The sequence below is a fragment of the Cupriavidus pauculus genome, from assembly GCF_002858765.1.
GTDB classification, from domain to species: Bacteria; Pseudomonadota; Gammaproteobacteria; order Burkholderiales; family Burkholderiaceae; genus Cupriavidus; species Cupriavidus pauculus_B.
This window is the reverse complement of the sequence record NZ_PJRP01000002.1, coordinates 731,548-758,396: the sequence shown is the minus strand read 5'-3', so window position 1 is coordinate 758,396 and position 26,849 is coordinate 731,548. Positions and strand designations below refer to the sequence as shown.

Here is a 26,849-nt window from a genome sequence, read left to right as displayed (position 1 = left end):
TCCCATGGACTCTAAATTGACTGGTGCCCCTATTGGCGGCGCAGACTCAGCGCCCCTCGCCGACACGGATGTTTCCGACATTTCCGGTAACACGGTGAATCCGCCGCCCGGCAAGGCGTCGGCACATGCCGCAGCCATCGCCGCCAAGGCCGATGCCGCGGCTGCCGGCAAGAACCCCGAAGAACAGGAAGCTGCCGCGCGTGCGGCGGCAGCGCGCGCGAATCCGCGCAAGATGATTCCAAGCCTGCGTGCGCTGGCCGATGAAGACCGTGCGACGGCCAAGAAGGCGCGCGCCTCGTGGCAAATGTTCACGATTATGGCAGAGTTCATCGAGGCGACCGAGTACCTGTCCGAGATCCGCCCGGCCGTCTCCATCTACGGCAGCGCGCGCCTGCGCGAGGATTCGCCGTACTACCAGAAGACCATCGAAATCGCCCGGCTGTTCTCGGACGCGGGCTTCGCGGTGATCTCCGGCGGCGGCCCCGGCATCATGGAAGCGGCTAACAAGGGCGCGCACGCGGGCAAGTCCGCCAGCGTGGGCCTGAATATCGAGCTGCCGCACGAACAGCAGGGCAATCCGTACCAGGACATCGCCATGCGTTTCCGCCATTTCTTCACGCGCAAGGTCACGTTCGTGAAGAATTCCGACGCGTTCATCGTGATGCCGGGCGGCTTCGGCACGCTCGACGAACTGGCCGAGGTGCTGACGCTGGTGCAGACCGGCAAGTCGCGCTCGGTGCCGGTGGTGATGTATGGCAGCCGGTTCTGGAAGGGCCTGCTCGACTGGTTCCGCTTCACGCTGCTGCCGATGGGCCTGATCGCGGAACACGACCTGGACCTGATGAAGATCGTCGACGAACCGCAGGAAGTGCTCGAAGCCGTGTACGAGTACTACGAGAAGCGTGGTGGCGACAATCCGATTCCGCCCAAGGAAGAGATGTTCTATCTGTAAGGCATTAGGCGCCACATCCGCCTGCCGGCCCGCGGGGTTCGGCAGGTGGACGCAAGGCCACGAGAGCGGCCCGGAAACGACAGGAATTGCTAGAATGGAAGCCTGTCCACCTGCCACATCCGGCGCCGCCGGCTGCGTGCAGGCCAATTCCGCGTCGCGGGGCCCATTAGCCCGCGCGCACAGGAGCCTCAGATGACTTCCCCTTCGCAACCGGGTGCCAGGCTGGCCGATCTGCAAGCCGCCATCGGCCGCCACGGCTATCTGCTCGCGCTCGCCGCTACCGTCCTGGCATTGACTGCCACCCAGGCGGCGCTGGCAGAGGAAACCAGCAATGCGCTGACGCAGCAGGAACTCAATAAAATCAACAACCAGCCGATTGCACCCGCTGCCAAGAGCCAGCTGAACCAGCCCCGCGAGCCGAGCTTCCAGTTGCGTGAGCGCGACGGCACCCAGGTGACCGAGTACCGCGACAAGGGCCGCGCCACCGAAATCCAGGTGCAATCCGGTTTTGGCACGAAGTACGAGATGAGCAAGCCGGAAGACAGTTCGCCCCGGATTCGCGACCACGACGTGAATCGCGTACCGTCGGTAAACCTGAAGTTCTGAGTCCGGGTTCCGACCCGTTCTGAGGATCGCTCCGGCAGACCTGATAGTCTTACGCCTTTCTCACCCACGATCCGCGCCGGCGCCGCTTGCCTGGCGAGGATCGCGCCGGCCCTCCGGCAGCAATGCCGCGGCGGCGGAACGTGGCAACCTCGCGGTTGCAGTCCGCCGTCCCCCCGTTTCGTACCAATTTGACAGTATGGCCGTATTTACCACGGTCTCGCAGGACGAGATCGCCCGCTGGCTGCTTGATTACGACCTTGGCGAAGTGCGCGCGCTGCGCGGCATTGCCTCGGGCATCGAAAACAGCAACTTCTTTCTGACCACGGAGCAGGATGGCGTCACGCACGAGTACGTGCTGACCATCTTCGAGCGGCTGCGTTTTGACCAGTTGCCCTACTACCTGCACCTGATGGATCATCTGGCCCGCCACGGCATCAGCGTACCGGCCCCCATGCCGGCGCGCGATGGCGAGATCCTGCGCGAACTGAAGGGCAAGCCGGCCACCATCGTCACGCGCCTGCCCGGCGCGTCGCAGCTGGCGCCGGCCGCCGACCATTGCGCCGAAGTCGGCACGATGCTGGCACGCATGCACCTGGCCGGCCAGGACTATCCGCGCCAGCAGCCGAACCTGCGCAGTCTGGCCTGGTGGCAGCAGACCGCCCCCGAGATCACGCCGTTCCTGGACACCGCCCAGCGTCAGTTGCTGACCGACGAGATCGTGCACCAGACCGCGTTCTTTGGCAGTGCCGACTACGCCGCGCTGCAAGGCAGCCCGTGCCATTGCGACCTGTTCCGCGACAACGTGCTGTTCGATACGGTCGATGGCCAGCATCGGCTGGGCGGCTTCTTCGACTTCTACTTCGCCGGCAACGACAAGTGGCTGTTCGATCTGGCCGTGACCGTCAACGACTGGTGCATCGACCTGGCAACCGGCGTACTCGATCCCGTCCGCGCCCAGGCCATGCTGCGCGCCTATGACGCCGTTCGCCCGCTGACAAAGGTGGAAGCCGCGCACTGGCAGGACATGCTGCGCGCCGGCGCGCTGCGCTTCTGGGTGTCGCGCCTGTGGGATTTCTACCTGCCGCGCGAGGCCGACATGCTTCAGCCGCACGATCCGACCCACTTTGAACGCATCCTGCGCCGTCGCATCGACGACGGGGCGACTCTCCCCTGGATCTGATTCGCCATGCAACTACTGGAAGTTTCCGCCAAGGAAGGCTACGTCTGGCTGCGCCAGGGAATCTGGCTGTTCCGCAAGAACCCGCTGGCGTTCCTGATGCTGCTGTTCATCTACCTGATTGCCGCCCAGCTGGCGATCTTCGTGCCGCTGTTCGGCATCATCGCCCTGCTGGTCTTCACGCCCGGCCTGTACGTGGGCGTGATGACGGCCTGCCGCGAGGTCATCCAGAACAAGCGCGTGCTGCCCACCATCCTGCTGGCCGGGTTCCGGACCAACGGCAAGCAGGCCACGCGCCATCTGCTGGTGCTGGGGGCCATCTATGCGGTACTGGTGTTCTCGCTGAGCCTGATCGCCACGGCCGTGGTCGACATCGGCGCGGTGGCGCCCATCGTGCTGCGCGGCGAAGAGCCGTCGGCCGATGCCATCCGCCAGCTCTACTTCGCGCTGATGATCGGCGCGGTGCTGTACACACCGGTGGCGATGATGTTCTGGTTCGCGCCGCTGCTGGCCGCCTGGCACCAGGTGCCGCCGGTCAAGGCGCTGTTCTTCAGCTGGACGGCATGCTGGCGCAACCGCGGGGCGTTCTTCACATACGCGGTGATGTTCGCGGTGCTGCTGGTGGCGGTGCCGCTGGTCCTGGAAACGGTCTTCGCCGCGCTGGGCGCGCAGGCGGTGCTGTCGTTCCTGGTCACGCCGTACTCGTTGCTGATGCTGGCGGTCCTGTACTGCTCGTTCTACGCCACCTATCGCGGCTGCTTCAATATCGTGCCGCCCGGCGAGGCCGCGGAAAGCGCCCCCCATGCCTGATTCCGCTGCGCCCCGCTGCCGATGCGGCAATGGGGCGCCAACCCATCCTCAGTCGATCGGGTCCAGCTTCGCCACCGCCAGCGCCAGCCACTTGGCGCCGTGCCGCTTGAAGTCGATATTGGCGCGCGCGTCGGCACCCTCGCCTTCCAGCGCCTTGATCTTGCCCTCGCCGAACTTCGTGTGGAACACGTTCTGTCCCACCCGGAAACCGGTGGCCGCGGCACGTTTTTCCTCAGCGTAGTTCTTGCCCGTATCCATGCCGCCGGTGGCCTTGCTGCCTGTAAACGGCACGTCCTCGGCACGTTTGAACCAGTCGCGGCCCCAGGCGCTGTCGCGCTCCTGGCGGCTGACGCCATAGTTGCCATACGACGCCTGGGCCTGCGGCGTGATCCACTTCAGCGCGGGTTCCGGCAGTTCCTCGAAAAAGCGCGAGCGCACGTGGTAGCGCATCTGGCCATGCAGCACGCGGCTCTGGGCGAACGACAGAAACAGCCGCTGGCGCGCCCGGGTGATGGCCACATACATCAGGCGGCGCTCTTCCTCCAGCCCGTCGGCTTCCATGGCGCTGTTTTCGTGCGGGAACAGGCCCTCTTCCAGGCCGGTGATGAACACCACATTGAATTCGAGGCCCTTGGCCGCGTGCACGGTCATCATCTGTACCGCGTCCTGGCCGGCCTGGGCCTGGTTGTCGCCGGCTTCCAGCGACGCATGCGTCAGGAAGGCCACCAGCGGGGTCATCACCACCGGCAGTTGCTCGGGGTCCAGTACCTGCTGGTCCTGATCGCCCTGCGCCAGCGCCGGCGTGGCGTCGCGGCTGGCGGGCAGCATGCGGGCCAGCGCGTCCAGGCCGTAGCCTTCCTCCACCACGAAAGCCTGGGCGGCCGTCACCAGTTCCTGCAAGTTCTCGATCCGGTCCTGGCCTTCCTTTTCCGTCTGGTAATGCGTGAGCAACCCGCTGGTATTCGTCACGTATTCCACGGTTTGAGCCAGCGTCATGCGGCCGGTTTCCGCGCGCATCTGTTCGATCAGGCGCAGGAAGGCCGCCAGCGACGTGCCGCCCTTGCCAGGCACGTAGGCCACCGCCTCGGCCAGCGAGCAGTTGTACTGGCGCGCGGCGTCCTGCAGGTTTTCCAGCGTCTTGGCGCCAATGCCGCGCGTCGGGAAGTTGACCACCCGGCCAAATGCGGCGTCGTTGCGCGGGTTCTCGATCAGTTGCAGGTACGCCAGCGCGTGCTTGACTTCGGCACGCTCGAAGAAGCGCAGGCCGCCGTACACGCGGTACGGAATACCCGACGAAAAAAGTGCATGTTCAATCACACGTGACTGGGCATTGCTGCGGTACAGGATCGCAACTTCCGAGCGCGTCATGCCCTGGGCGATCTGGTCGCGGATTTCCTCAACGATCCACGATGCCTCCTGCCCGTCCGAGCCGGCCTGAAACACACGCACCGGCTCGCCGTGCCCCGCGTCGGTGCGCAGGTTCTTGCCGAGCCGGCGCGCGTTGTGCGAGATCAGGTGGTTGGCGCTGTCGAGGATGTGCCCGTGCGACCGGTAGTTCTGCTCGAGCTTGATCATGTGCCGCACGCGGAATTCCTGCTCGAAATCGCGCATGTTGCCAACGTTGGCGCCCCGGAACGCGTAGATGCTCTGGTCGTCGTCTCCAACCGCGAACACCGCCGCGGCGCTGCCCGTGCCATAGCCGGCCAGCAGCTTGAGCCACCGGTACTGCAGCACGTTGGTATCCTGGAATTCGTCGACCAGCACGTGGCGGAAGCGGTGCTGGTAGTGCTGTCGGATGGCGTCGTTGTAGCGCAGCAGTTCGTAGCAGCGCAGCAGCAGTTCGGCGAAATCCACCACGCCCTCGCGCTGGCACTGCTCGTCGTAGGCGGCGTACAGGTCGACAAAGCGGCGGTTGAAGTCGTCGTTGGCCTCGACGTCCGCCGGCCGCAGGCCCTGTTCCTTGGCGTTGTTGATGAAGTACTGGAGGTTCTTGGCCGGGTACTTCTCGTCGTCGACGTTGAGTTGCTTGAGCAGCCGCTTGAGCGCCGAAAGCTGGTCCTGGGTGTCCAGGATGGCGAAGGTCTGGGGCAGCCCGGCGTCGCGGAAGTGCGCGCGCAGCATGCGGTTGCACAGGCCGTGGAAGGTGCCGATCCACATGCCGCGCGTGTTGATCGGCAGCATCGACGACAGCCGCGTCTGCATTTCCTTGGCGGCCTTGTTCGTGAAGGTCACGGCCAGGATGCCGGCCGGGGACACCCGCCCGTTCTGGATCAGCCAGGCGATGCGCGTGGTCAGCACGCGGGTCTTGCCGCTGCCCGCGCCGGCCAGGATCAGGGCCGGTTCGTCCGGCAAAGTGACGGCGGCGTGTTGTTCGGCGTTGAGATTGGCAAGCAGGCTGGACATCGGATCGGGGCCGGTAAAGTAGGCGGCAATTATACCGGCGGCCACCGCCCGGACCTGTCGGCAGCCGTTGCGCGGGCGTGCCCGAGTACCCGCTCCAGGCCCGGAAATGCGCATCGGTACGCCGGCTCCCCTATAATTTGACGTTTTCCCCGGCCGAATGCCGCCGCCCGCCCCGCCGCGAGCCGGTCCGAGCCCCGATCCGCATTCCAAGCATCCCAGACATCCGAGCATGACCGCAGAAGACCAGTCCCTTGCCAAGAGCTTCGAACCCGCCGCCATCGAGGCCAAATGGGGCCCCGAATGGGAGCGCCGCGGCATCGCCCAGCCCACTTTCGACGCGAACCGTCCCGATTTCGCCATCCAGCTGCCGCCGCCGAATGTGACCGGCACGCTGCACATGGGCCACGCGTTCAACCAGACGATCATGGACGGCCTGGCCCGCCATGCGCGCATGCGCGGCGCCAACACGCTGTGGGTGCCGGGCACCGACCACGCCGGCATCGCCACGCAGATCGTGGTGGAACGCCAGCTGGAAGCGCAGGGCGTGTCGCGCCACGACCTGGGCCGCGAGAAGTTCACCGAGAAGGTCTGGGCCTGGAAGGAAGAATCGGGCTCCACCATCACGCGCCAGGTGCGCCGGATGGGGGCGTCGATCGACTGGACGCGTGAATACTTCACGATGTCGCCCGAGATGTCGCAGGCCGTGACCGAGGTCTTCGTGCGCCTGCACGAACAGGGCCTGATCTACCGCGGCAAGCGCCTGGTCAACTGGGATCCGGTTCTGGGCACGGCGGTGTCCGACCTGGAAGTGGACAGCGTCGAGGAAGAAGGTTCGCTCTGGCATATCCACTACCCGCTGGCCGAGCCTGACACCGTGCGCGGCCTGACCCACCTGACCGTGGCCACCACGCGTCCCGAGACGATGCTGGGCGACACGGCGGTGATGGTTCACCCCGAGGACGAGCGCTACGCGCACCTGATCGGCAAGTTCGTGCATCTGCCGCTGACCGATCGCAAGATCCCGGTAATTGCCGACGAGTACGTCGACCGCGAATTCGGCACCGGCGTGGTCAAGGTGACCCCTGGCCACGACTTCAACGACTACGCCGTGGGCCAGCGCCACAACCTGCCCCAGCTGTCGATCCTGACGCTGGACGCCAAGGTGGTGGCCGACGCGCCGGCCGCCTACGCCGGCATGGACCGCTTCGACGCCCGCAAGCAGATGGTGGCCGACCTGGAGGCCCAGGGCCTGCTGGGCGAGGTCAAGAAGCACAAGCTGATGGTGCCGCGCAGCGAGCGCACCGGCAGCGTGATCGAGCCGATGCTGACCGACCAGTGGTTTGTCGCGATGAGCAAGCCGGCACCGGAAGGCACCTTCAACCCGGGCCGCTCGATCGCCGAGGTGGCACTGGACGCCGTGCAGAGCGGCGAGATCAAGCTCGTGCCCGAGAACTGGATCAGCACCTACAACCAGTGGCTGGGCAATATCCAGGACTGGTGTATCAGCCGCCAGCTGTGGTGGGGCCACCAGATTCCGGCGTGGTACGACGATGCCGGCCAGTGCTTTGTCGCCCGTACCGAGGAAGAGGCCCGCGCCAAGGCACAGGCGGCCGGCAGCACCGGCCCGCTGCGCCGCGAGGAAGACGTGCTCGACACGTGGTTCTCGTCCGCGCTGGTGCCGTTCTCGTCGCTGGGCTGGCCGGCGGAAACGCCGGAACTGCAGCACTTCCTGCCGTCGTCGGTGCTGGTCACCGGCTACGACATCATCTTCTTCTGGGTGGCGCGCATGGTCATGATGACCAAGCACTTCACCGGCAAGGTGCCGTTCCATACTGTGTACGTCCACGGCCTGGTGCGCGACTCCGAAGGCAAGAAGATGAGCAAGTCCGAGGGCAACACGCTGGACCCGGTGGACCTGATCGACGGCATCGACCTCGATCCGCTGCTGAAGAAGCGCACCACCGGCCTGCGCCGTCCCAAGGACGCGCCGAAGATCGAGAGCAAGACGAAGAAGGAATTCCCGGACGGCATTCCCGCCTTCGGTGCCGATGCGCTGCGCTTCACCTTCGCGTCGCTGGCCACGCTGGGCCGGAACATCAACTTCGACACGGGCCGCTGCGAGGGCTATCGCAACTTCTGCAACAAGCTCTGGAACGCCACGCGCTTTGTGCTGATGAACACCGAGGGCCATGACTGCGGCATGGGCCCGTGCGACAAGGATTGCGGCCCGGACGGCTACCTGCACTTCTCGCAGGCCGACCGCTGGATCGTGTCGCTGCTGCAGCGCGTGGAGGCCGATGTCGCGAAGGGCTTCGACGAGTACCGCTTCGACAATATCGCCAGCGCGATCTACAAGTTCGTCTGGGACGAGTACTGCGACTGGTACCTGGAACTGGCCAAGGTGCAGATCCAGACCGGCACCGTGGCGCAACAGCGCGCCACGCGCCGTACGTTGCTGCGCGTGCTGGAGACGGTGCTGCGCCTGGCCCACCCGGTCATTCCGTTCATCACCGAGGAACTGTGGCAGAAGGTAGCGCCGCTGGCCGACCGCGCCAAGGGCGACGGCAGCGAGACCATCGCCACGCAGGCGTACCCGCTGCCGGCCGCCGCCAAGATCGACGAGGCTGCCGAGGCATGGGTGGCCCAACTCAAGGCCGTGGTCGACGCCTGCCGCAACCTGCGTGGCGAGATGAACATCTCGCCGGCCCAGCGGATTCCGCTGTACGCCCACGGCGACAGTGCCTTCCTGAGGGAAGCCGCCGCCCAGGTGCAGGCGCTGGCGAAACTTTCCGAAGTGAAGGTGTTCGAAGACGAGGCGGAGCTGCAGCGCGAAGGCGCTGGCGCCCCGGTGGCCATCGTCGGCGGCAACCACCTGCTCCTCAAGATCGAGATCGACGTGGTGGCCGAGCGCGCCCGCCTGTCGAAGGAGATTGAGCGGATCGCAGGCGAGATCGGAAAGTGCCGTGGCAAACTCTCCAACGAGAGCTTTGTCGCGAAGGCACCTCCGGCCGTGGTGGCACAGGAGACACAGCGTTTGTCCGATTTCGAACAGACGCTGGCGAAACTGCAGGATCAACTACAGCGTCTGCCGTCCTGAATGTGATGGTCAGGTCCGTCCGGACTGTAAGTCGGACGAAACCTGACAGACGGTTCCTGCCCCGTGCGGCACGGTATTACACCGGATCAAAAAGGAAGCTGAAATGGAAAACCGCGTCACCAAGGCCGTCTTTCCCGTTGCCGGGCTAGGCACACGATTCTTGCCCGCCACCAAGGCGAGTCCCAAGGAAATGCTGCCGGTGGTGGACAAGCCGCTGATCCAGTACGCCGTGGAAGAAGCCATGGCCGCAGGCATCAACGAGATGATCTTCGTCACGGGCCGCTCCAAGCGCGCCATCGAGGATCATTTCGACAAGGCCTACGAACTGGAAATGGAGCTTGAAGCCAAGAACAAGCAGGCGCTGCTTGACGTCGTGCGCTCCATCAAGCCCAAGAACGTGGAGTGCTTCTACGTGCGCCAGCCCGAGGCGCTGGGCCTGGGCCACGCCGTGCTGTGCGCCGCCCGGCTAGTGGGCGACGCGCCGTTCGCCGTCATGCTGGCCGATGACCTGCTGGATGGCGAGGAAAACGAACCCGTGATGAAGCAGATGGTGGATATCTACAACCACTACAACTGCTCGGTGCTGGGCGTCGAGGAAATCTCGCCGGAACAGAGCCGCTCCTACGGGGTGGTCGATGGCCGCGAGTGGGACGACCGCGTGATCAAGATGTCCGGCATCATCGAAAAGCCGGCGCCCGAGAACGCGCCGTCCAACCTGGGCGTGGTGGGCCGCTACATCCTGACCCCGCGCATCTTCGACCACATCCGCAACCTCAAGCCCGGTGCCGGCGGCGAGTTCCAGCTCACCGACGCCATTCAGGCGATGCTGGACCAGGAGCAGGTGCTGGCCTACCGCTACAAGGGCGTGCGCTATGACTGCGGCAGCAAGCTCGGCTACCTGAAGGCCACCGTGGAATTCGCGCTCAAGCACCCCGAAGTGCGCGACGAGTTCAGCGCCTACCTGGCGCAGCGCGGCTGACCAGTCCTATCGGCCAGGGTGCCGACCCAAACAAAAACCGCCTCTCCGTAGGTGGTTTTTTATTGTTAGCGCCCCTCCCACAAGCGGGAGAGAGACGAAAACAGGGGTACTGCTCAGCGGCGCTTCATGTAGAACACGAACACCTTGTCCACTTCGGCGTGCGACAGCAGTTCGTTACCGGTCTGCTTGGCGAAAGCCTGGAAGTCGCGCGTGGCGCCGGGGTCCGTGGCCAGCACCTTCAGCACTTCGCCGCTGGCCATGTCGGCCAGTGCCTTCTTGGTCCGCAGGATCGGCAGCGGGCAGTTCAGGCCGCGTGCGTCCACTTCTTTCTGGAAGTCCATTCCTCTCACCTTCTAATTCTGATTGATGCCGTATTGTAGCGAAGCGCTGGCCAGGCTGAAGTCGGTCGGCCGGCGCGGGTCGGCAATGTCCTCGCCCGTGGCCCGATCGAAGAAACGCACCGGCAAGCCGCGCCGTTCCAGGAAGTCCGCCACGGCAAACCCGGTGCCGGCGTTCCAGATGCGCATCTTGTCCGGCGCCACGAGCTTGTACTCGACCAGTTCCTCGGACAGCCGGATGTCGCCCTCCGCCCGCACGTGGTAGGCAATGATCAGCTCGTTCTTGCGCATGAACTCGTAGACGCCAATCAGCGAGGCCGACACGGCATCGAGATTGGTCTCTTCCTTGAGTTCGCGTGCGACGCCTAGTTCGGGCGTCTCGTCGCGCTCCATGAAGCCGGTGACCAGCGCAAACATCTTCTCCGGCCAGGCCGCATTGCGCGCCAGCAGCAGCTTGCCCTCGTATTCGACCACGGCCGCCAGCACAGGCAACGGGTTGTCCCAATGCACAAAACCGCAGCCGTCCCGCACGCAGGCATGGCGAAACCGCCCGGACATCGGCAGATGTTCCAGCTCCGCGCCACAGCGCGGGCAGAATCGATAGGGTTGCATCGTGGGGCTCCTGGGACTTTCTGGTTATCGTAGTGTGGGAATCGCGCGAAACGTGGAGATCGCGCGGATCAGGCCATCAGGGCATCCGGCCGGTCAGACGCATGCGGCGCGGATGTCGGCGGCAAACGCCTCCACCGTTTCGGGCTGCAGATCCCACGCGCACATCAGCCGGCAACCGCCAGCGCCGATGAACGTGTAGAACAGCCAGCCCTTGGCCCGCAGGACCTCGATAGCCGGCAGCGGCAACTCGGCAAACACCGCGTTGGCCTGGGTCGGGAACATGATGCGCACGCCCGGGACATCGGCAATGCGCTGGGCCAGCAACGTGGCCATCGCGTTGGCATGGCGTCCATTCTTGAGCCACACGTCGTTTTCGAGCATGCCGAGCCACGGCGCCGAGATAAAGCGCATCTTCGACGCCAGATGCCCGGCCTGCTTGACCCGGTAAGCAAAATCCTCGGCCAGCCGGCGGTCGAAGAACACCACGGCCTCGCCCACCGGCAGGCCGTTCTTGGTGCCGCCGAAGCACAGCACATCCACGCCGGCACGCCAGGTGATTTCGGACGGATGCACGCCCAGCGACGCCACCGCATTGGCAAAGCGCGCGCCATCCATATGCACGCGCAACTGCCGGCGCTTGGCGATGGCCGCGATGGCGCGCACCTCGTCCACCGAATAGACCGTGCCCACCTCGGTGGCCTGCGTCAGCGACACCACGCGCGGCTTCGGGTAGTGGATGTCGGACCGGCGCGTCACCAGGTCCTCCACGGCATCGGGCGTCAGCTTGCCGTTCTCGCCGGGCGCCGTCAGCAGCTTCGAGCCGTTCGAGAAAAACTGCGGCGCGCCGCATTCGTCGGTCTCGATATGGGCCAGCTCGTGGCAGATCACCGAGTGGTACGACTGGCACAGCGACGACAGCGCCAGCGAATTGGCGGCCGTGCCATTGAACACGAAAAAGACCTCGCAATCGGTCTGGAACAGGTCACGGATGCGATCGCACACCTTTTGCGTCCAGCTGTCGTCGCCATAGGCTTTCTCATGGCCCGTGGCGTTGGCCTCCAGAAAATACTTCAGCGATTCCGGACAAAAGCCGGCGTAGTTGTCGGAGGCAAACTGCTGCATGGCGGAAACGGCGGAAGTCATCGGATCAAACCCTGCCTGAAATCACTTCTTGTCGAGCCAGAGTTCACCGCCGGTGGCCCAGTTCTCGCGCTTGATGTCGGTGATGATGATGTCGACGGCGCCGGCCGAGCAGCCAAGCGTGTCGCACGTGACGCGCGTGATTTCCTCGACGAACTTGCGCTTCTGCTCAACGGTGCGGCCTTCAAACATCTCTACGTGAAACGTGGGCATTGCATGGCTCCTTGATGAATTCTCAGTCTTTGTAGGTGGGCTCGATTTTATCGAGTCTGCGCAGCAGCGCGGGCCATTCCATCACGCCCTCGACGGCGCCGTTGTCGAACAGCTGCAGCGACGTCTTGTCGGCCACAGCCGCCGACGGCTGCACCGTGGCGCTGCCCAGTTGCGCGCCAAGCTGGATCTCGCATGCCTTGATCAGCGTGGCCATCAGCACATAGGCCTCCGCCACCGTGCGGCCGACAGTGAGCGTGCCGTGGTTGCGCAGCAGCATGGCCGGATGGCCGCCCAGCGACGTGGTCAGGCGCGCCCCTTCGGCCGGCGTGAAGGCCAGCCCTTCGTAGTCGTGGTAAGCCATGCGGCCGTAAAAGCGCATCGCATGCTGCGACAACGGCAGCAGCCCTTCGGCCTGGGCCGACACGGCGATGCCAGCGGTATTATGCAGATGCATCACGCAATGGGCATCGGCACGCGCCGCATGCACGGCCGCGTGCAGCGCAAAGCCGGTGACGTTCACCGGATGCACGGTCTCGCCCACCACTTCGCCCCGGCCATTGATCTTCACGAGGTCCGAGGCACGGATCTCGTCAAAGGCAAAGCCGAACGGGTTGATCAGGAATTGGTCGGGCTCACCGGGCACGGTGGCCGAAATATGGGTGTAGATGAGGTCGTCCCAGCGTTCCAGCGCGGCCAGCCGGTAGGCGGCGGCCAGGTCTACGCGGACGCGCGCTTCCTCGGGACTGATGGGCAGGGCCGGGCCGGTGGCACGCCCGGGCTGCAAGGCAAAAGACATGGGGCTTGGCTTTCGCGCCGCCCTGCAGCGCCGGCGCAGGGGGCGTCCGGGTCGAGTGAGCGGCGAAGCCGATACTGTAGCGCAGTCGCTAGCGCGGCGTGTGTCCACCCACCGGCATCGTGCGCCACATCCACAGATAGATCAGCGCGCCTGCCAGCAGCGCCAGCGCCGCTACGCCCAGCGAGGCGGCGAATCCGCCGGTGCGCGCCACCAGGGCCGTGGCCAGCGGCGGCCCGGCGATCTGCCCGATGGCGTAGGCAGCCGTCATCAGGCCGATCAGCTTTGCGGCCCGGCCGCCCCACAGGCGACGGGCTTCGCGCATCGCAAACGACACCAGCGCGGTGAACGGCAGGCCCACCAGCAGGCTGCTCAGCGCAAATCCGGCCACGGTCGGCCACACGGCGGCCACGCCCACCCCCACCGCCTGCAACGTGTACAGCACCATCATCATGCGGCGATTGTCGTGATGCATGCCGACCCGGGTGGCCAGCCACGCCCCCACCGCCACGCCGGCGCCCAGGATCGGCCAGAACAGGTCGGCCCAGACACTGCCGGGCATGGCATGCCGGGCGATAACCGGCAGGAACGTGGCAGTGATGATGTATCCGAACCCCGCCAGGCCGTAGGCCAGCGTCAGCGCCCAGGTCTCGACGTCCAGCCGTGGCGTCGGCGCCGCCGCGCTTGCCGCACCGGCCGTGGCCCCGTGCAGGGGCGCCGGGGCCGGTGATCCGTAGACCCGCCAGACGGGCAGCAGCATCACGGCGCCCAGTATCGTGAAGGTGATCCACCCCCAGTTGGCCTGCCACCCTGCGCCGACCATGCCAAAGGCGGAAAGACCGGTCACCACGATGCCGATGCCAGGGCCGCAGAACATCAGCCCGCCCAGCGTGGGATGGCCCAGTTCGGCCAGCCGCTGCATGCACCAGGCGGTGCCGTAGACCATCACCAGGGCGCTGGCGATGCCGGCCAGCGTGCGCCAGGCCAGCCATGCCGGCATGCCGCCCGGCAGCGCCATCGCCAGCGTCAGGACGACGGTCAGCGCCAGGGCGCCGCGCACCATCCGCACCGGGTCTGGCCGGATAAACAGGCAAAGCACCGCACCCAGCAGGTAGCCGATGTAGTTCAGCGTCGCCAGCGCGCTGCCCTCGGCCAGCGTCACAGTGCCGTCGTGCAGCATCATCGGCAGCAGCGGCGTGAAGGCGAAGCGGCCGATGCCCATGGCCAGCGCCAGCGACACCAGGCCGGCCAGCGCCACGGCCAGCGGCCCGGCGGTTGACCGGGCGGCGGCAGAACTGGCGGAAACGTCAACGTTGGCGAGGGGCAAGCGAGGCATCGGATTGGGGGCAGCCGGACATCTGGAGCATTTACGAATTGTTGACTATGCTATGCCCGAACGATCCATCACGGAAAATGAATAATTGAGATGTAGCCCATCTCAAAACGAATCGGAATCGCATATGGACCTGGCCGCACTGGAGATTTTTCGTACCGTGGTGGAAACCGGCGGCATCACGCGGGCCGCCGAGCGGCTGCACCGCGTGCAGTCGAACGTCACCACGCGCATCCGGCAGCTTGAGCAGGCGCTGGGGGTGGAACTGTTTGTCCGCGATGGGCGGCGCATGGTGCTCACGCCCGCCGGCCAGACCTTGTTCGACTATGCCTGCCGCATCCTGCAACTGTCCGAGGAAGCCAAGCATGCGGTGCAGCCGGCGCATCCGCATGGACGCCTGCGTATCGCGTCGATGGAAAGCACAGCAGCCAGCCGGCTGCCCAACGTGCTGGCCGCCTATCACCAGCAGTGGCCTGACGTGGAGCTGGAACTGGTCACGCTGATCACCAGCAAGGCGCTCGACGCCGTGCGCCGCTTCGAGGTGGATTGCGCGTTCGTGGCCGAGCCGCTGGGCGACACCGATCTGGTCAGCCTGCCGGCATTCGACGAAGAGCTGGTGATCGTGTCCAGCACGAGCCATCGTCCGATCCAGTCGCCCGAGGACATCGAGCGTGCCACGCTGCTGGCGTTCGAGACCGGCTGCAACTATCGCACCCGCTTCGAGCAGTGGTTCGGCCAGTGCGGCCGGGGCATGAGCCGCGTGATCCAGCTTGGCTCGTATCACGCCATCGTGACCTGCGCGGCGGCCGGCATTGGCATCGGCATCGTGCCGAGATCGGTGCTGGCGCTCTATCGCAACCTGCCGCAGATCGGCATCCATCCGCTGGGCGACACCGGGCGCGTCACCACCGTGCTGACCTGGCATCCGTCCATGGCAGGCGCCGCCTTGCTGGCGCTGGCCGATATGCTGCCCGATCGGGCGGGTACGCTCGACGATACCCGCGCAGTGGCCTGAGTGGCCTGAGCAAGTCACCGGCGCGTTCGCTTCGTTCAGCAGGATGTGGCCGGTCGCCTACACTGAAAGTGGCGCGACCACGGCATTCACGGCGGGCCGCGCCCCGCCATGACACACGCTTTTGCGTTGCACCGGCCACTGCCGCCTGCCGGCCACTGGCACTGGCATTGGAGCCATTGGCTCGCGCTGGCCTGCCTGGGCCTAGTATTGCTGTCGGTCTCCGGCGCGCTGGCCCAGACGGTCCCGGCGCCTGCCCCTTCCACGGCCTCCACGCCCTCCACGCCTTCCACGCCTTCCAATCCCGCTGCCGCGGCGACGCAGACGTCGGTGGCCCCGGTCTACGTCGTCCCGGTGCAGGGCGCGATCGGCCCCGCCAGCGCCAGCTTCGCCGTGCGTAGCATCGAGCGCGCCCGCAAGCAGGGCGCCCAGCTGATCGTGCTGGAAATGGACACACCCGGCGGCCTGGACAAATCGATGCGCGACATCATCCAGGCCATCCTGGCGTCGCCGGTGCCTGTGGCCACCTACGTCTATCCTGGCGGCGCACGCGCAGCCAGCGCCGGCACCTACATCCTCTACGCCAGCCATGTGGCCGCCATGGCGCCCGGCACGAACCTGGGCGCGGCCAGCCCGGTGGCCATCGGCATCGGCGGCCCCAAGCCCGAGGCCGCGCCTGCCCCGGCATCCGCGCCCGCCAGCGCCCCGGCCGGCGAGGACACCATGACGCGCAAGCAGATGCACGACGCATCGGCCTATATCCGCGGCCTGGCGCAGTTGCGGCACCGCAATGCCGAATGGGGAGAACGGGCCGTGCGCGAAGCCGTGAGCTTGTCCGCCGACGAAGCCGTGGCGCAGAAAGTGGCCGACCTGGTGGCGCCCGACCTGCCCGCCCTGCTCCGGCAACTGGACGGCAAGCAGATCGAGGCCGCCGGCGCCACGCGCACGCTGCACACGACCGGCGCACCCATCGTCACGCTGGAACCCGACTGGCGCAGCCGCCTGCTGGCGGTCATCACCGACCCGAGCGTGGCCCTGATCCTGATGATGATCGGCATCTACGGGCTGATCTTCGAGTTTTCCACGCCGGGCATGGTGATCCCAGGCATCGCCGGGGCCATCTGCCTGCTGCTGGGCCTGTTCGCGCTGCAGATGCTGCCCATCAACTACGCCGGGCTGGCGCTGATTGCGTTTGGCGTGGGATGCATGGTGGCCGAGGTGTTCCTGCCGACGTTCGGCGCGGTCGGCGTGGGCGGCATCATTGCGTTCGCGTTCGGGGCGGTGATGCTGATCGACACCGACGTGCCTGCCTTTGGCGTGCCGCTGTCGCTGATTGCCGCACTGTCCGGTATCTCGGCGGTGTTCCTGTGCGGCATGTCAGCGCTGCTACTGCGCGCGCGGCGCCGGCCCGTGGTCAGCGGGGCCGACACGCTGGTGGGCAGCGTCGGCGTGGTGGTGACAGATACAGCCGACCCGACTGACCCGACCGACGCCTGGGCGATGGTTCGCGGGGAACAATGGCGCATCCGCAGCAATCGCCCGCTGGCGCGCGGCCAGTCCGTGCGCGTGACCGGCCGTCGCGGCCTGGTACTGGATGTCACGTCGATTCACGATGCCTGACACAACAAGGAGCCCAACATGGCATTCGGATTCAGCTTCGGTGGCCTGATCTTCCTGCTCGTTCTGCTGGTGGTGTCCGCGTTCCGCGTGCTGCGCGAGTACGAACGGGGGGTAGTGTTCATGCTGGGCCGCTTCTGGCGCGTCAAGGGCCCGGGCCTGGTGCTGATCATTCCGGCCGTACAGCAGATGGTGCGCGTGGATCTGCGCACCGTCGTCCTGGACGTGCCGCCGCAGGACGTGATCTCGCACGACAACGTATCGGTCAAGGTCAACGCGGTGGTCTACTTCCGCGTGGTGGACCCCGAACGCGCCATCATCCAGGTGGCCAACTTCCTGGAAGCCACCAGCCAGCTTGCGCAGACCACGCTGCGATCGGTGCTGGGCAAGCACGAACTCGACGAAATGCTGGCCGAGCGCGAGAAGCTCAACCTCGATATCCAGAAGGTGCTCGATGCCCAGACCGATGCCTGGGGCATCAAGGTATCAACCGTCGAGATCAAGCACGTCGACCTGAACGAGTCGATGGTGCGCGCCATCGCCCGCCAGGCCGAGGCCGAGCGCGAACGGCGCGCCAAGATCATTCATGCCGAAGGCGAACTCCAGGCATCGGAAAAGCTGCTTGAGGCCGCCCAGATGCTGGCGCGCCAGCCTCAGGCCATGCAGCTGCGCTACCTGCAGACCCTGACGCAGATCGCGGGCGACAAGAGCTCGACAATCGTGTTTCCGCTGCCGATCGACATCGTGTCGGCGCTGATGGGGGGCGGGGGGAAGTAGGTGGGGGGCCGATATGTTTCGGCTGGGTTGATGGCGGGCAAAGGGATTTGCCTTGCGGGCTATAGTTTGAGAGCTGTCTTATTGGCGGGGGCGCGGGTGCCCACATAGGATGGGAATGTGGTCGATGTCGTGGTCCGGCACCGACCTATCTTCTGAACCCTATCCTCGAACAAGACATGCGATCACTCGAACATTCAGGCTGGTTCCTGATCAACATCGCAGTGCCGTTGCTGGCCCCATTGGCGCTGCTGCCCCTCGCCAGACTGCCAAACTTCTTTCGCGAGCACAGCCGCGGCGTGTTTCGCCGCGCAATCGGTCACGGCCAGATGCTCTGGGCCGCCCTGCCAATGAGTGCCAGCGCATGTTACATGCTGAGCGGAGCGATCGGGGGCTCTTCCCCTGACTACCACCTGTCGTTGGCCTACCTTGGTGCACATATCTGCGTGATCGCACTAAGCGCGGCCGGCATCGTGCTTGGCGCCATGGAGTCATGCATGGCAGCTTCCGGCACACCCTGCATCGCCAACGGGATTTTGCGCTATTCGCTGGTCCTGACTTCCATCACCGCGACCCTGTATTTCCTTGCGTACCTGCATGTCGTTCAGCCAGCCACGACATGAATCCCTCTTTCTTCATCACAGCAAAAGGAGCATGACGTGCCGCTATTCATGAAACGCTTTCTGGACGAAACGCCACGGCGCTGGAAGATCATGTTTGCAATTCTGGCCATCTACTCGTGCTACGTCGCCTATCTGATCTACTGGACGTTTTCTGCCGCATCAATGAAGAGCTAGGACACGCAGGCAAAAAAAAACGCCTGCTTGCGCAGGCGTTTCTCTCACAGCAGCTTCGGGCAGTCAGGCACCTGGGCATCAGACCTTCGCCGACACCCATTCCGTCACGCCCGCCAGCGCCTTCGGCAGACCCGTCGGGTCGGTACCGCCGGCCTGGGCCATGTCCGGACGGCCGCCGCCCTTGCCGCCCACCTGCTGGGCGACGAAGTTGACGAGCTCGCCGGCCTTGACCTTCGACGTGGCGTCGGCAGTCACGCCCGCGATCAGGCTGACCTTGCCGTCCGAGACGGCGGCCAGCACGATGGCGGCGCTCTGGAGCTTGTCCTTGAGCTTGTCCATCGTTTCGCGCAGCGTCTTCACGTCGGCACCTTCGAGCTGGGCGGCCAGCACCTTCAGACCCTTGATGTCCACGGCCTGCGATGCCAGTTCATCGCCCTGCGACGAAGCCAGCTTGCTCTTCAGCTTTTCGAGTTCCTTTTCCAGCGCGCGAACCTGGTCCTGCACCTGGCCGATACGCGGCACCAGTTCCGACGGCTGGGCGCGCAGCGCGGCAGCGGCCTCGTTCAGGCGCGCGTCGAGCGATTGCAGGTAGTGGAGCGCGTTGTCGCCGGTGATGGCTTCCACGCGGCGGATACCTGCGGCCACGCCGGCTTCCACGACGATCTTGAACAGGCCGATATCGCCGGTGCGGGTCACGTGGGTGCCACCACACAGTTCCTTCGACGTGCCGATCGACAGCACGCGCACATCGTCGGCGTACTTCTCGCCGAACAGTGCCATGGCACCGCTCTTCACGGCGTCGTCGAACGGCATGACGGCGACCACGGTCGGCGCGTTGCTCAGGATCTCGGCGTTGACGATTTCCTCGATCTGGCGGATCTGGTCATCGGTCACCGGCGCGTTGTGCGAGAAGTCGAAACGCGTCTTGTCCGGATCGACCAGCGAGCCCTTCTGCTGCACATGGGTGCCCAGCACTTCGCGCAGCGCCTTGTGCATCAGGTGGGTGGCCGAGTGGTTGCGCACGGTGCGGGCGCGGCGGACGGCGTCCACCTGTGCCGCGACCTTGTCGCCCACCTTCAGCGCGCCGTTGGCCAGCGTGCCCTGGTGGCCGAACACGTCGGCCTGGACCTTGGTGGTATCGGCCACGGTGAACACGGCCGCGCCCGCCACCAGCGTGCCCTGGTCACCGACCTGGCCACCGGATTCGGCGTAGAACGGCGTGTTGTCCAGCACCACCACGCCGGTCTGGCCCGGCTGCATCGTGTCGACCGAAGCGCCATCGACGTACAGCGCGGTCACGCTCGCGCCTTCCATGCTCAGCGCGTCATAGCCGTGGAACACGGTCTTGTCGCCCGTGTACTCCAGGCCGGCGGCCATCTTGAACTTGCCGGCGGCACGGGCCTGCTCGCGCTGGCGCGTCATCGCGGCGTCGAAGGCCGCTTCGTCGACGGTGATTTCCTGCTCGCGCGCCACGTCCTGCGTCAGGTCGAGCGGGAAGCCGAACGTATCGTGCAGCTTGAACGCCAGTTCGCCGTCCAGCACCTTGCCGCCACCGGCCTTGAGTTCGGCCACGGCGCCGTCCAGGATCGACATGCCGTTCTCGATCGTCTCGAAGAAACGCTCTTCCTCGGCCTTGAGCACTTCCACCACGCGGTTCTGGGCGTCGGCCAGTTCCGGATAGGCTTCGCCCATCTGCGCCACCAGGTCCGGCACCAGCTTGTGGAAGAACGGCGTCTTCTGGCCCAGCTTGTAGCCGTGACGGATCGCGCGGCGCACGATACGGCGCAGCACATAGCCACGGCCTTCGTTGCCCGGAATCACGCCATCGACGATCAGGAACGAGCACGCGCGGATATGGTCGGCAATAACCTTCAGCGAGTTCTGGTTCAGATCGGCGATATGCGTTTCACGACCGGCGACCTTGATCAGCGCCTGGAACAGGTCGATCTCGTAGTTGCTGTGCACGTGCTGCAGCACCGCGGCAATGCGCTCCAGGCCCATGCCGGTATCCACGCACGGCTTGGGCAGGCGCGTCATGTTGCCCTGCTCGTCGCGGTTGAACTGCATGAACACCAGGTTCCAGATCTCGATGTAGCGGTCGCCGTCTTCCTCGGGCGATCCCGGTGGGCCACCCCAGACTTCCGGACCGTGGTCGTAGAAGATCTCCGAGCAAGGGCCGCAGGGGCCGGTGTCGGCCATCTGCCAGAAGTTGTCCGACGCGTAGCGCGCGCCCTTGTTGTCGCCGATGCGCACGATGCGGTCGGTCGGCACGCCCACTTCCTTGGCCCAGATGTCGTAGGCCTCGTCGTCCTCGGCGTACACCGTCACCCACAGCTTGTCGGCCGGCAACTGGTAGACCTTGGTCAGCAGCTCCCAGGCGTACTGGATGGCATCGCGCTTGAAATAGTCGCCAAATGAGAAATTGCCCAGCATCTCGAAGAACGTGTGGTGACGTGCGGTGTAACCCACATTTTCGAGGTCATTGTGCTTGCCGCCGGCGCGCACCGAACGCTGCGACGACGTGGCGCGCGAGTACGGACGCTTGTCGGTGCCCAGGAACACGTCCTTGAACTGCACCATGCCCGAATTGGTGAACAGCAGCGTCGGGTCGTTCGCCGGCACCAGGCTGGACGAGCGGACCACGGTATGGTCCTTCGACTCGTAGAACTGCAGGAACTTGCTGCGAATGTCGGAGACTTTCATGTTGTATCGGGCGCCTCCCGCGTCGTGGCAGGGCGCAGTCAGTCAGGTTGGATTTGCAAACCGTTGATTATACGGGGAAGCCCCGTCCCGGGGCACTGGCGCGCCGCGCCTGTGTTGGGGCCAGGCATGGCGCGGCGCCGCCTGTCCGGTTATCGCCCACGGAACACGGACCAGCGCCCCGCCCCGAGGCGTCGGCCCGGTTGGCCGGTGATAGAGTGCTGGCTCCTCAGAACTGCCAGCCGCCACCGCCATGGGAGCCTTAAGCCATCTTCGCGTCCTCGACCTGACCCGCGTGCTCGCCGGGCCCTGGTGCGCCCAGAATCTTGCCGATTTCGGCGCCGACGTGATCAAGATCGAGCGCCCGGGCGCAGGTGACGACACCCGCATCTGGGGCCCGCCCTGGCTCAAGACGCCCGACGGCCGCGACACGGCCGAGGCCGCCTACTACCTGGCCGCGAACCGCAACAAGCGGTCGGTGACCTGCGACATCAGCACGCCCGAAGGCCAGCAACTGGTACGCGACCTGGCCGCCCAGAGCGACGTGGTGCTGGAAAACTACAAGGTTGGCCAACTGAAGAAGTATGGCCTGGATTACGAATCGCTCAAGGCCGTCAAGCCGGACATCATCTACTGCTCGGTCACCGGCTTCGGCCAGACCGGCCCGTACGCCCAGCGCCCCGGCTACGACTTCATCATCCAGGGCATGGGCGGCTTCATGAGCCTGACCGGCGAGCGCGACGACCTGCCCGGCGGCGGCCCGCAGAAGGCCGGCGTGGCGATTTCCGACCTGATGACCGGCCAGTACGCCACCATCGCCGTGCTGGCCGCGCTGGCCCACCGCGACCGCACCGGTGAAGGCCAGTACATCGACATGGCCCTGCTCGACGTGCAGGTGTCGATGCTGGCCAACATGAACACCAACTACCTGGCCAGCGGCGTGGCGCCCAAGCGCTGGGGCAACGCCCACCCGAACATCGTCCCGTACCAGACCTTCCATGCCGCCGATGGCTGGATCATCGTGGCGGTGGGCAACGACGGCCAGTTCCGCAAGTTCGTGACCGCCGGCGGCCGCCCCGAACTGGCCGACGACCCGCGCTTTGCCACCAACCCGCAGCGCGTGGCGCATCGCGACGCGCTGGTGCCGATCCTGGCCGAGATGGTCCTGCCGCGCACCCGCGAGCAGTGGATTCTCGACCTGGAGAAAGCCGGCGTGCCGTGCGGCCCGATCAACACGCTCGACGAAGTCTTCGAGAACGAACAGGTGGTGTCGCGCGGCCTGCGCGTGGACCTGCCCCACCCCACGGGCGGCACGGTCAAGCTGGTCGGCAGCCCGATGAAGATGAGCGCCACGCCGCCCGAGGCGCTGCGCCACCCCCCGTTGCTCGGGGAGCACACCGATGTGGTGCTGGACGAGACACTCGGCTACAGTGCCGAACACATCGCCGCCCTGCGTGCCAAGGGTGTGGTCTGACGCGAACCAGATTCGTCGGAAACTGACCAGACCTTGACCGCGCCTGCCTTTGGCGGGCGCGCGGGCCGGTGATCATGACGTTTTTCCATCCTTAGGAGAATGCATGCTGACCGATGCCCTGCTCGCGTTCCTGCACTTCACGGCCATCTTCCTGCTGATTACGCTGATGGCCGCCGAAGCCGTGGTGCTGCGTCCGGACATGACCCCGGCCGCTGTCCGCCGCCTGTCGATCTACGATTTCGTCTATTTCCTGTCGGCCATGGCGACGCTGGCCACCGGCCTGCTGCGCCTGTTCTATGGTGCCAAGGGCGTGGACTTCTACATCCACAATCCGTGGTTCCACGCCAAGATGACCGTGTTCGTGGTGATCGCGCTGTGCTCGCTGCCGCCGACCTTCGCCATTGCCCGCTGGCGCAAGCAGGCCAAACGGCTACCCGATTTCGTGCCGACGCCGGCGGAAATCAGGAAGGCTCGGCGCTGGGTGATGATCGAGGCCCATCTTGTGATCCTGCTGCCGCTGTGTGCCGTGATGATGGCCCGGGGCATCGGCATCCGCTAAGAGGCACGACCACCACCGACGCGCAACGTACGCGCCGGCCCAAAGATTCCCATCCTTTTCCACGTTTGACATGCTGAAGACCCTGCTCACGGCCGCGCTGGCCGTCACCACGGCGCTGGCCGTTCCGGCTCACGCCGCCCCCGCCAACTGGCCGACCAAGCCGATCCGCTTCGTGGTGCCCTACCCGGCCGGCGGCCCGCTGGACACCGTGGCACGCGCCATTGGCGAGAAGCTGCGCGATAGCCTGGGCCAGCCCGTTGTGGTCGAGAACAAGCCCGGCGCGGGCGGCAACCTGGGCGCCGACTACGTGGCCAAGCAGCCGGCCGACGGCTACACGCTCGTGATGGGCGCCGTGGCCACGCACGCCATCAATCCCACGCTGTTCACGAAGATGCCGTACGACCCGGTCAAGGATTTCGCCCCGGTCACGCTGGTGGCCGACGTGCCGAACGTGCTGGTGATGCACCCGGGCAAGGCCGCCGAACTGCATATCAACAACGTGCGCGACCTGGTGGAATACGCGCGCAAGCACCCGGGCAAGCTTGACTACGCGTCGGGCGGCAATGGCAGCGCCGGCCACCTGTCGGGCGAGCTGTTCAAGAGCATGGCGCACGTGAGCATGGTCCATATCCCGTACAACGGCGCGTCGCCGGCGCAGTTGTCGGTGCTGTCGGGCCAGACCGACCTGATCTTCGACAACCTGGCGTCGGCGTCGGCCAACATCAAGGCCGGCAAGCTCAAGGCCTTTGCCGTGACCACGGCCAGCCGCGCGGCATCGTTCCCCGAACTGCCGACCATTGCCGAGGCCGGCAAGGGGCTGGGGCTTGAGGGCTTCGACATTTCGACGTGGTTTGGCGTCCTGGCGCCGGCCGGCACGCCGCGCGATATCGTGGACCGCCTCAATCACGACATCGTGGCCATCCTGAAGACCGACGACATGAAGGCGCGCCTGGCCCGTATCGGTGCCCAGCCGGCGCCCACCACGCCCGAGCAGTTCGGCGCGCTGATCCAGCGTGAACTGAAGAAGTACGGCCAGGTGGTCAAGGTTTCCGGCGCGAAGGTCGACTAAGCGATCCGCGCGCCTTGTCGCGCATGCGCCAGAGGCGGTCCTTGCCGTCCCTCGCGTCTTCGGCCGCATTGCGCGGCAGCAGCAACCCTACCTGCGCGATGCGCGGCCCCTCCATGCGGGTCACGGTCAGCCGCAAACCGGCGATCTCCACCGCATCGCCCTCCACCGGCGGCGACGGAAACGCCGCCAGCATCGCTTCCTCCAGCGTCTTTTCCTGCTGGGCCGCCTGCAGCGGCCGCGTGGCGTAGAGCGCCGCCACGTCGGCCAGCCTGGCCTGCCCGTCCAGCAGGAAATCATGCGCCACCTGATCCCACGCAGGCGGCGTGGCCGGCTTCAGGAACAGGCGCGACAGGCGCGGCATCGCCGGGCTTGGCGCCAGGATCGACACGATATCCCCCGCGCGCAGCACCACCTGGTCCAGCGGCATCAGCGCGCCTTCGCGGGCCACCGTCACCAGCCGGCTGCGCGACGGCAGTTCAATCTGATCCGCGCGCAGGTCCTCCATCGACGAATTGGGCGCCACCAGGAACTGCATCATCTCCATGCCCGGGGCGCGCACGCCGCGCAGGCGCTCGCGCGACAGCGGCTCGTCATACGCCGGCCGCAGCACACGCGCCAGCCGGGCGGCCAGCGCCACCGTGGTGCCCTGGCACAGCAGGCTGGCCAGCACCACGGCAAACGCCACGCGGAACAGCAGTCCGGCATCCTCCATGCCCTGCAGCAGCGGGAACAGCGACAGCACGATCGGCACCGCGCCGCGCAGGCCTATCCAGGCCAGGAAGCCCTTTTCGCGCGAGCTGAACTTGAACGGCAGCAACGCGACAAAGACCGCCACGGGCCGCGCCACGCACATCAGGAACCCGGCCAGCGCCAGGGCCGGCACGGCGATATCCCAGATCCGGTGCGGCGTCACCAGCAGCCCCAGCAGCAGGAACATGGCGGACTGGGCCAGCCACGCCATGCCGTCCATGGCGCGCAATACGTCCTCGCTGACGGCGCGGTCGCGGTTGCCGACCATCATCCCCACCAGATAGACGGCCAGGAAGCCGCTGCCGCCGAATGACTGGACGACGGCCCAGATCATGCAGCCGGCGGAGCAGATCAGGATGGCCTGCAGCCCCTCGGCCACGTTGACGCGCTCCATGACATTGGCCATGCAATAGCCCAGCCCCACGCCCAGCAAGCCGCCCACCCCGAACTGCACCAGCAGCCGCAGGGCCAGCGCGCCGGGCGACAGGCCCTGCGGCGCGGTGATCCATTCGATCAGGGTCAAGGTCAGGAAGATGGCCATCGGGTCGTTGATACCCGATTCGATCTCGAGCACGCTGGCCACGCGGTCCTTGAGCCGGATGCCGCTGCTGTTGAGCAGCGAGAACACGGCGGCCGCATCCGTGGACCCGACGATGGCGCCCAGCAGCAGCCCGAGCTTCCAGTCGATGCCCAGCATCCATGTTGCAAACAATCCCACCAGCACGGCGGTCAGGGCCACGCCCACGGTGGCCAGCGACAGCGACGGCTTCAACGCCACGCGGAACGTGGCAAAGCGCGTGCGCAGCCCGCCGTCGAGCAGGATCACGGCCAGCGCGATATTGCCCACCAGGAAGCTGAGCCAGGTATTGGAAAAGCGGATGCCGCCCGGGCCGTCCACGCCGGCGGCCATGCCCACGCCCAGGAACACCAGCAGGAACGGCACCCCGAAGCGGGCCGAGAACACCCCGAGCAGGATGCCCAGCGTCATCACCAGGGCGCCGATCAGGATGGCATGGTCGATGGCTTCCAAGCGGGCCTCCTGTCTTTGTTCCTGTCCGGTATTTCTTGTTGGGGGGATGTCAGGCCATGCGAAAGCTTTCACTCGCCTTCGATGATAGGTGGCCGCGCGCCGCCGGTCTGTCCGTTTCCGTCCGGCGCAGCACCACTCTGCTGCGCCCTCCATCCGCGTATTCCCTGCACTTTTTCTTGTATCGTCAACGACTTACCGAAAGCTTTCAGACGTCTGCGTAGGGACATACCCTGAGGTTGCCACTTTATGCAGACATATGAAAGGTAGCTGAAAGGATGCGCTTTTACCTTCCACCCTGCCGCGAACGGGGGAGCCCTTGTCGCGACGATTTCAAGCAGTCAAAGCTGCGTCATATCGAGGAGAATCATTTTGCGCATACGTAGCCAAAAGGACTTTGCCTCCGGCCTGATGTTCATTCTGGTCGGTTTGAGCTTTTCCTTCGTCGCCCGTGGCTATTCCATGGGCACAGCCGCCAAGATGGGACCGGGATACTTCCCGTTCTGGCTCGGCATCGTGCTCGCCATTCTGGGCGCGCTCGTACTGTGGGGTTCGCTGTCGTCCAAGGCGGAAGAAGATCACCTGGCCCGCTGGGACCTGAAGATCCTGCTGTGGAT

At 65.8% G+C, this 26,849-nt stretch carries 24 protein-coding genes; 15 read left to right on the top strand and 9 right to left on the bottom strand.

The genetic code is table 11. The annotated features are described in order from the left end of the window. The first annotated feature begins 4 nt into the window (after positions 1 to 4). From CYJ10_RS08340 to CYJ10_RS08325, 4 genes are all read left to right on the top strand, one after another. Entirely contained in the window at positions 5 to 952 is a 948-nt protein-coding gene (locus CYJ10_RS08340) for an LOG family protein (protein ID WP_175459820.1), read from the top strand. Positions 953 to 1,144: 192 nt separating this feature from the next. Further along, positions 1,145 to 1,558, top strand: a complete 414-nt coding sequence (locus CYJ10_RS08335) for a DUF2782 domain-containing protein (protein WP_101681012.1) — start codon at positions 1,145 to 1,147, stop codon at positions 1,556 to 1,558. A 196-nt stretch (positions 1,559 to 1,754) separates the two neighbouring features. Then, the gene (locus CYJ10_RS08330; RefSeq protein ID WP_101681011.1) at positions 1,755 to 2,738 is read left to right on the top strand and encodes a homoserine kinase; all 984 of its coding nucleotides are present in this window, start codon (positions 1,755 to 1,757) and stop codon (positions 2,736 to 2,738) included. 6 nt (positions 2,739 to 2,744) lie between these two features. Then, positions 2,745 to 3,545, top strand: coding sequence for a BPSS1780 family membrane protein (locus CYJ10_RS08325; RefSeq protein WP_101681010.1), 801 nt, complete (start codon positions 2,745 to 2,747; stop codon positions 3,543 to 3,545). 48 nt (positions 3,546 to 3,593) lie between these two features. Here the strand turns inward: CYJ10_RS08325 and CYJ10_RS08320 are convergent, their stop codons facing one another. Next, on the bottom strand, positions 3,594 to 5,948 hold the full coding sequence (locus CYJ10_RS08320; protein WP_101681074.1) for a UvrD-helicase domain-containing protein: 2,355 nt from the start codon (positions 5,946 to 5,948) through the stop codon (positions 3,594 to 3,596). 229 nt (positions 5,949 to 6,177) lie between these two features. Here CYJ10_RS08320 and CYJ10_RS08315 point away from each other — a divergent pair, with 229 nt between their 5' ends. Both CYJ10_RS08315 and galU read left to right on the top strand, forming a co-directional pair. After that, complete coding sequence (locus tag CYJ10_RS08315; protein WP_101681009.1) at positions 6,178 to 9,045, top strand: valine--tRNA ligase; 2,868 nt, start codon at positions 6,178 to 6,180, stop codon at positions 9,043 to 9,045. Positions 9,046 to 9,148: 103 nt separating this feature from the next. Beyond that, positions 9,149 to 10,024: a UTP--glucose-1-phosphate uridylyltransferase GalU gene (gene galU, locus CYJ10_RS08310; protein WP_101681008.1), complete on the top strand. Its 876-nt coding sequence runs from the start codon at positions 9,149 to 9,151 to the stop codon at positions 10,022 to 10,024. Between the two features lie 113 nt (positions 10,025 to 10,137). On the opposite strand, the gene CYJ10_RS08305 is transcribed toward galU, so the two are convergent. The 6 genes from CYJ10_RS08305 to CYJ10_RS08280 form a co-directional block, all read right to left on the bottom strand. Further along, entirely contained in the window at positions 10,138 to 10,365 is a 228-nt protein-coding gene (locus tag CYJ10_RS08305) for a sulfurtransferase TusA family protein (RefSeq protein ID WP_008645216.1), read from the bottom strand. Positions 10,366 to 10,377: 12 nt separating this feature from the next. Further along, positions 10,378 to 10,974 carry an NUDIX domain-containing protein gene (locus tag CYJ10_RS08300; protein WP_101681007.1) on the bottom strand — a complete coding sequence of 199 codons (597 nt, stop codon included), beginning with the start codon at positions 10,972 to 10,974 and terminating at the stop codon, positions 10,378 to 10,380. Between the two features lie 93 nt (positions 10,975 to 11,067). After that, positions 11,068 to 12,096, bottom strand: coding sequence for a threonine aldolase family protein (locus CYJ10_RS08295; protein WP_101681006.1), 1,029 nt, complete (start codon positions 12,094 to 12,096; stop codon positions 11,068 to 11,070). Positions 12,097 to 12,138: 42 nt separating this feature from the next. Next, positions 12,139 to 12,327: a 4-oxalocrotonate tautomerase gene (locus CYJ10_RS08290; protein ID WP_066731596.1), complete on the bottom strand. Its 189-nt coding sequence runs from the start codon at positions 12,325 to 12,327 to the stop codon at positions 12,139 to 12,141. A gap of 22 nt (positions 12,328 to 12,349) precedes the next feature. Continuing rightward, complete coding sequence (locus CYJ10_RS08285; RefSeq protein WP_101681005.1) at positions 12,350 to 13,123, bottom strand: class II aldolase/adducin family protein; 774 nt, start codon at positions 13,121 to 13,123, stop codon at positions 12,350 to 12,352. A gap of 88 nt (positions 13,124 to 13,211) precedes the next feature. Further along, the gene (locus CYJ10_RS08280) at positions 13,212 to 14,456 is read right to left on the bottom strand and encodes a YbfB/YjiJ family MFS transporter (protein ID WP_101681004.1); all 1,245 of its coding nucleotides are present in this window, start codon (positions 14,454 to 14,456) and stop codon (positions 13,212 to 13,214) included. A gap of 124 nt (positions 14,457 to 14,580) precedes the next feature. Here CYJ10_RS08280 and CYJ10_RS08275 point away from each other — a divergent pair, with 124 nt between their 5' ends. The 5 genes from CYJ10_RS08275 (at position 14,581) to CYJ10_RS34595 (ending at position 18,653) form a co-directional block, all read left to right on the top strand. Next, complete coding sequence (locus tag CYJ10_RS08275) at positions 14,581 to 15,468, top strand: LysR family transcriptional regulator (protein WP_101681003.1); 888 nt, start codon at positions 14,581 to 14,583, stop codon at positions 15,466 to 15,468. Between the two features lie 108 nt (positions 15,469 to 15,576). After that, entirely contained in the window at positions 15,577 to 17,085 is a 1,509-nt protein-coding gene (locus CYJ10_RS08270) for an NfeD family protein (protein WP_101681002.1), read from the top strand. An 18-nt stretch (positions 17,086 to 17,103) separates the two neighbouring features. After that, positions 17,104 to 17,859, top strand: a complete 756-nt coding sequence (locus tag CYJ10_RS08265) for a slipin family protein (RefSeq protein WP_101681001.1) — start codon at positions 17,104 to 17,106, stop codon at positions 17,857 to 17,859. Positions 17,860 to 18,035: 176 nt separating this feature from the next. Continuing rightward, positions 18,036 to 18,479: a hypothetical protein gene (locus CYJ10_RS08260; protein ID WP_101681000.1), complete on the top strand. Its 444-nt coding sequence runs from the start codon at positions 18,036 to 18,038 to the stop codon at positions 18,477 to 18,479. Between the two features lie 48 nt (positions 18,480 to 18,527). Continuing rightward, positions 18,528 to 18,653, top strand: a complete 126-nt coding sequence (locus CYJ10_RS34595; RefSeq protein ID WP_257993170.1) for a hypothetical protein — start codon at positions 18,528 to 18,530, stop codon at positions 18,651 to 18,653. Between the two features lie 78 nt (positions 18,654 to 18,731). On the opposite strand, the gene alaS is transcribed toward CYJ10_RS34595, so the two are convergent. Further along, positions 18,732 to 21,356: an alanine--tRNA ligase gene (alaS, locus tag CYJ10_RS08255; protein ID WP_101680999.1), complete on the bottom strand. Its 2,625-nt coding sequence runs from the start codon at positions 21,354 to 21,356 to the stop codon at positions 18,732 to 18,734. 250 nt (positions 21,357 to 21,606) lie between these two features. On the opposite strand from alaS, the gene CYJ10_RS08250 reads away from it, so the two are divergent. The 3 genes from CYJ10_RS08250 to CYJ10_RS08240 all read left to right on the top strand — a co-directional run bounded on the left by CYJ10_RS08250 (position 21,607) and on the right by CYJ10_RS08240 (position 24,455). After that, positions 21,607 to 22,827: a CaiB/BaiF CoA transferase family protein gene (locus tag CYJ10_RS08250; RefSeq protein WP_101680998.1), complete on the top strand. Its 1,221-nt coding sequence runs from the start codon at positions 21,607 to 21,609 to the stop codon at positions 22,825 to 22,827. Between the two features lie 103 nt (positions 22,828 to 22,930). Next, positions 22,931 to 23,386 carry a DUF2214 family protein gene (locus CYJ10_RS08245; protein ID WP_101680997.1) on the top strand — a complete coding sequence of 152 codons (456 nt, stop codon included), beginning with the start codon at positions 22,931 to 22,933 and terminating at the stop codon, positions 23,384 to 23,386. A 70-nt stretch (positions 23,387 to 23,456) separates the two neighbouring features. Further along, entirely contained in the window at positions 23,457 to 24,455 is a 999-nt protein-coding gene (locus CYJ10_RS08240) for a Bug family tripartite tricarboxylate transporter substrate binding protein (RefSeq protein ID WP_101680996.1), read from the top strand. Here the strand turns inward: CYJ10_RS08240 and CYJ10_RS08235 are convergent. Then, positions 24,427 to 26,235 (bottom strand): potassium/proton antiporter, encoded by a 1,809-nt coding sequence (locus tag CYJ10_RS08235; RefSeq protein WP_101680995.1) that lies wholly within the window; start codon positions 26,233 to 26,235, stop codon positions 24,427 to 24,429. The genes CYJ10_RS08240 and CYJ10_RS08235 overlap by 29 nt on opposite strands. A gap of 369 nt (positions 26,236 to 26,604) precedes the next feature. Between CYJ10_RS08235 and CYJ10_RS08230 the strand changes: the two genes are divergently transcribed. Further along, the coding region (locus CYJ10_RS08230) for a tripartite tricarboxylate transporter TctB family protein (RefSeq protein WP_146001999.1) at positions 26,605 to 26,849 on the top strand (245 nt) is incomplete at its 3' end.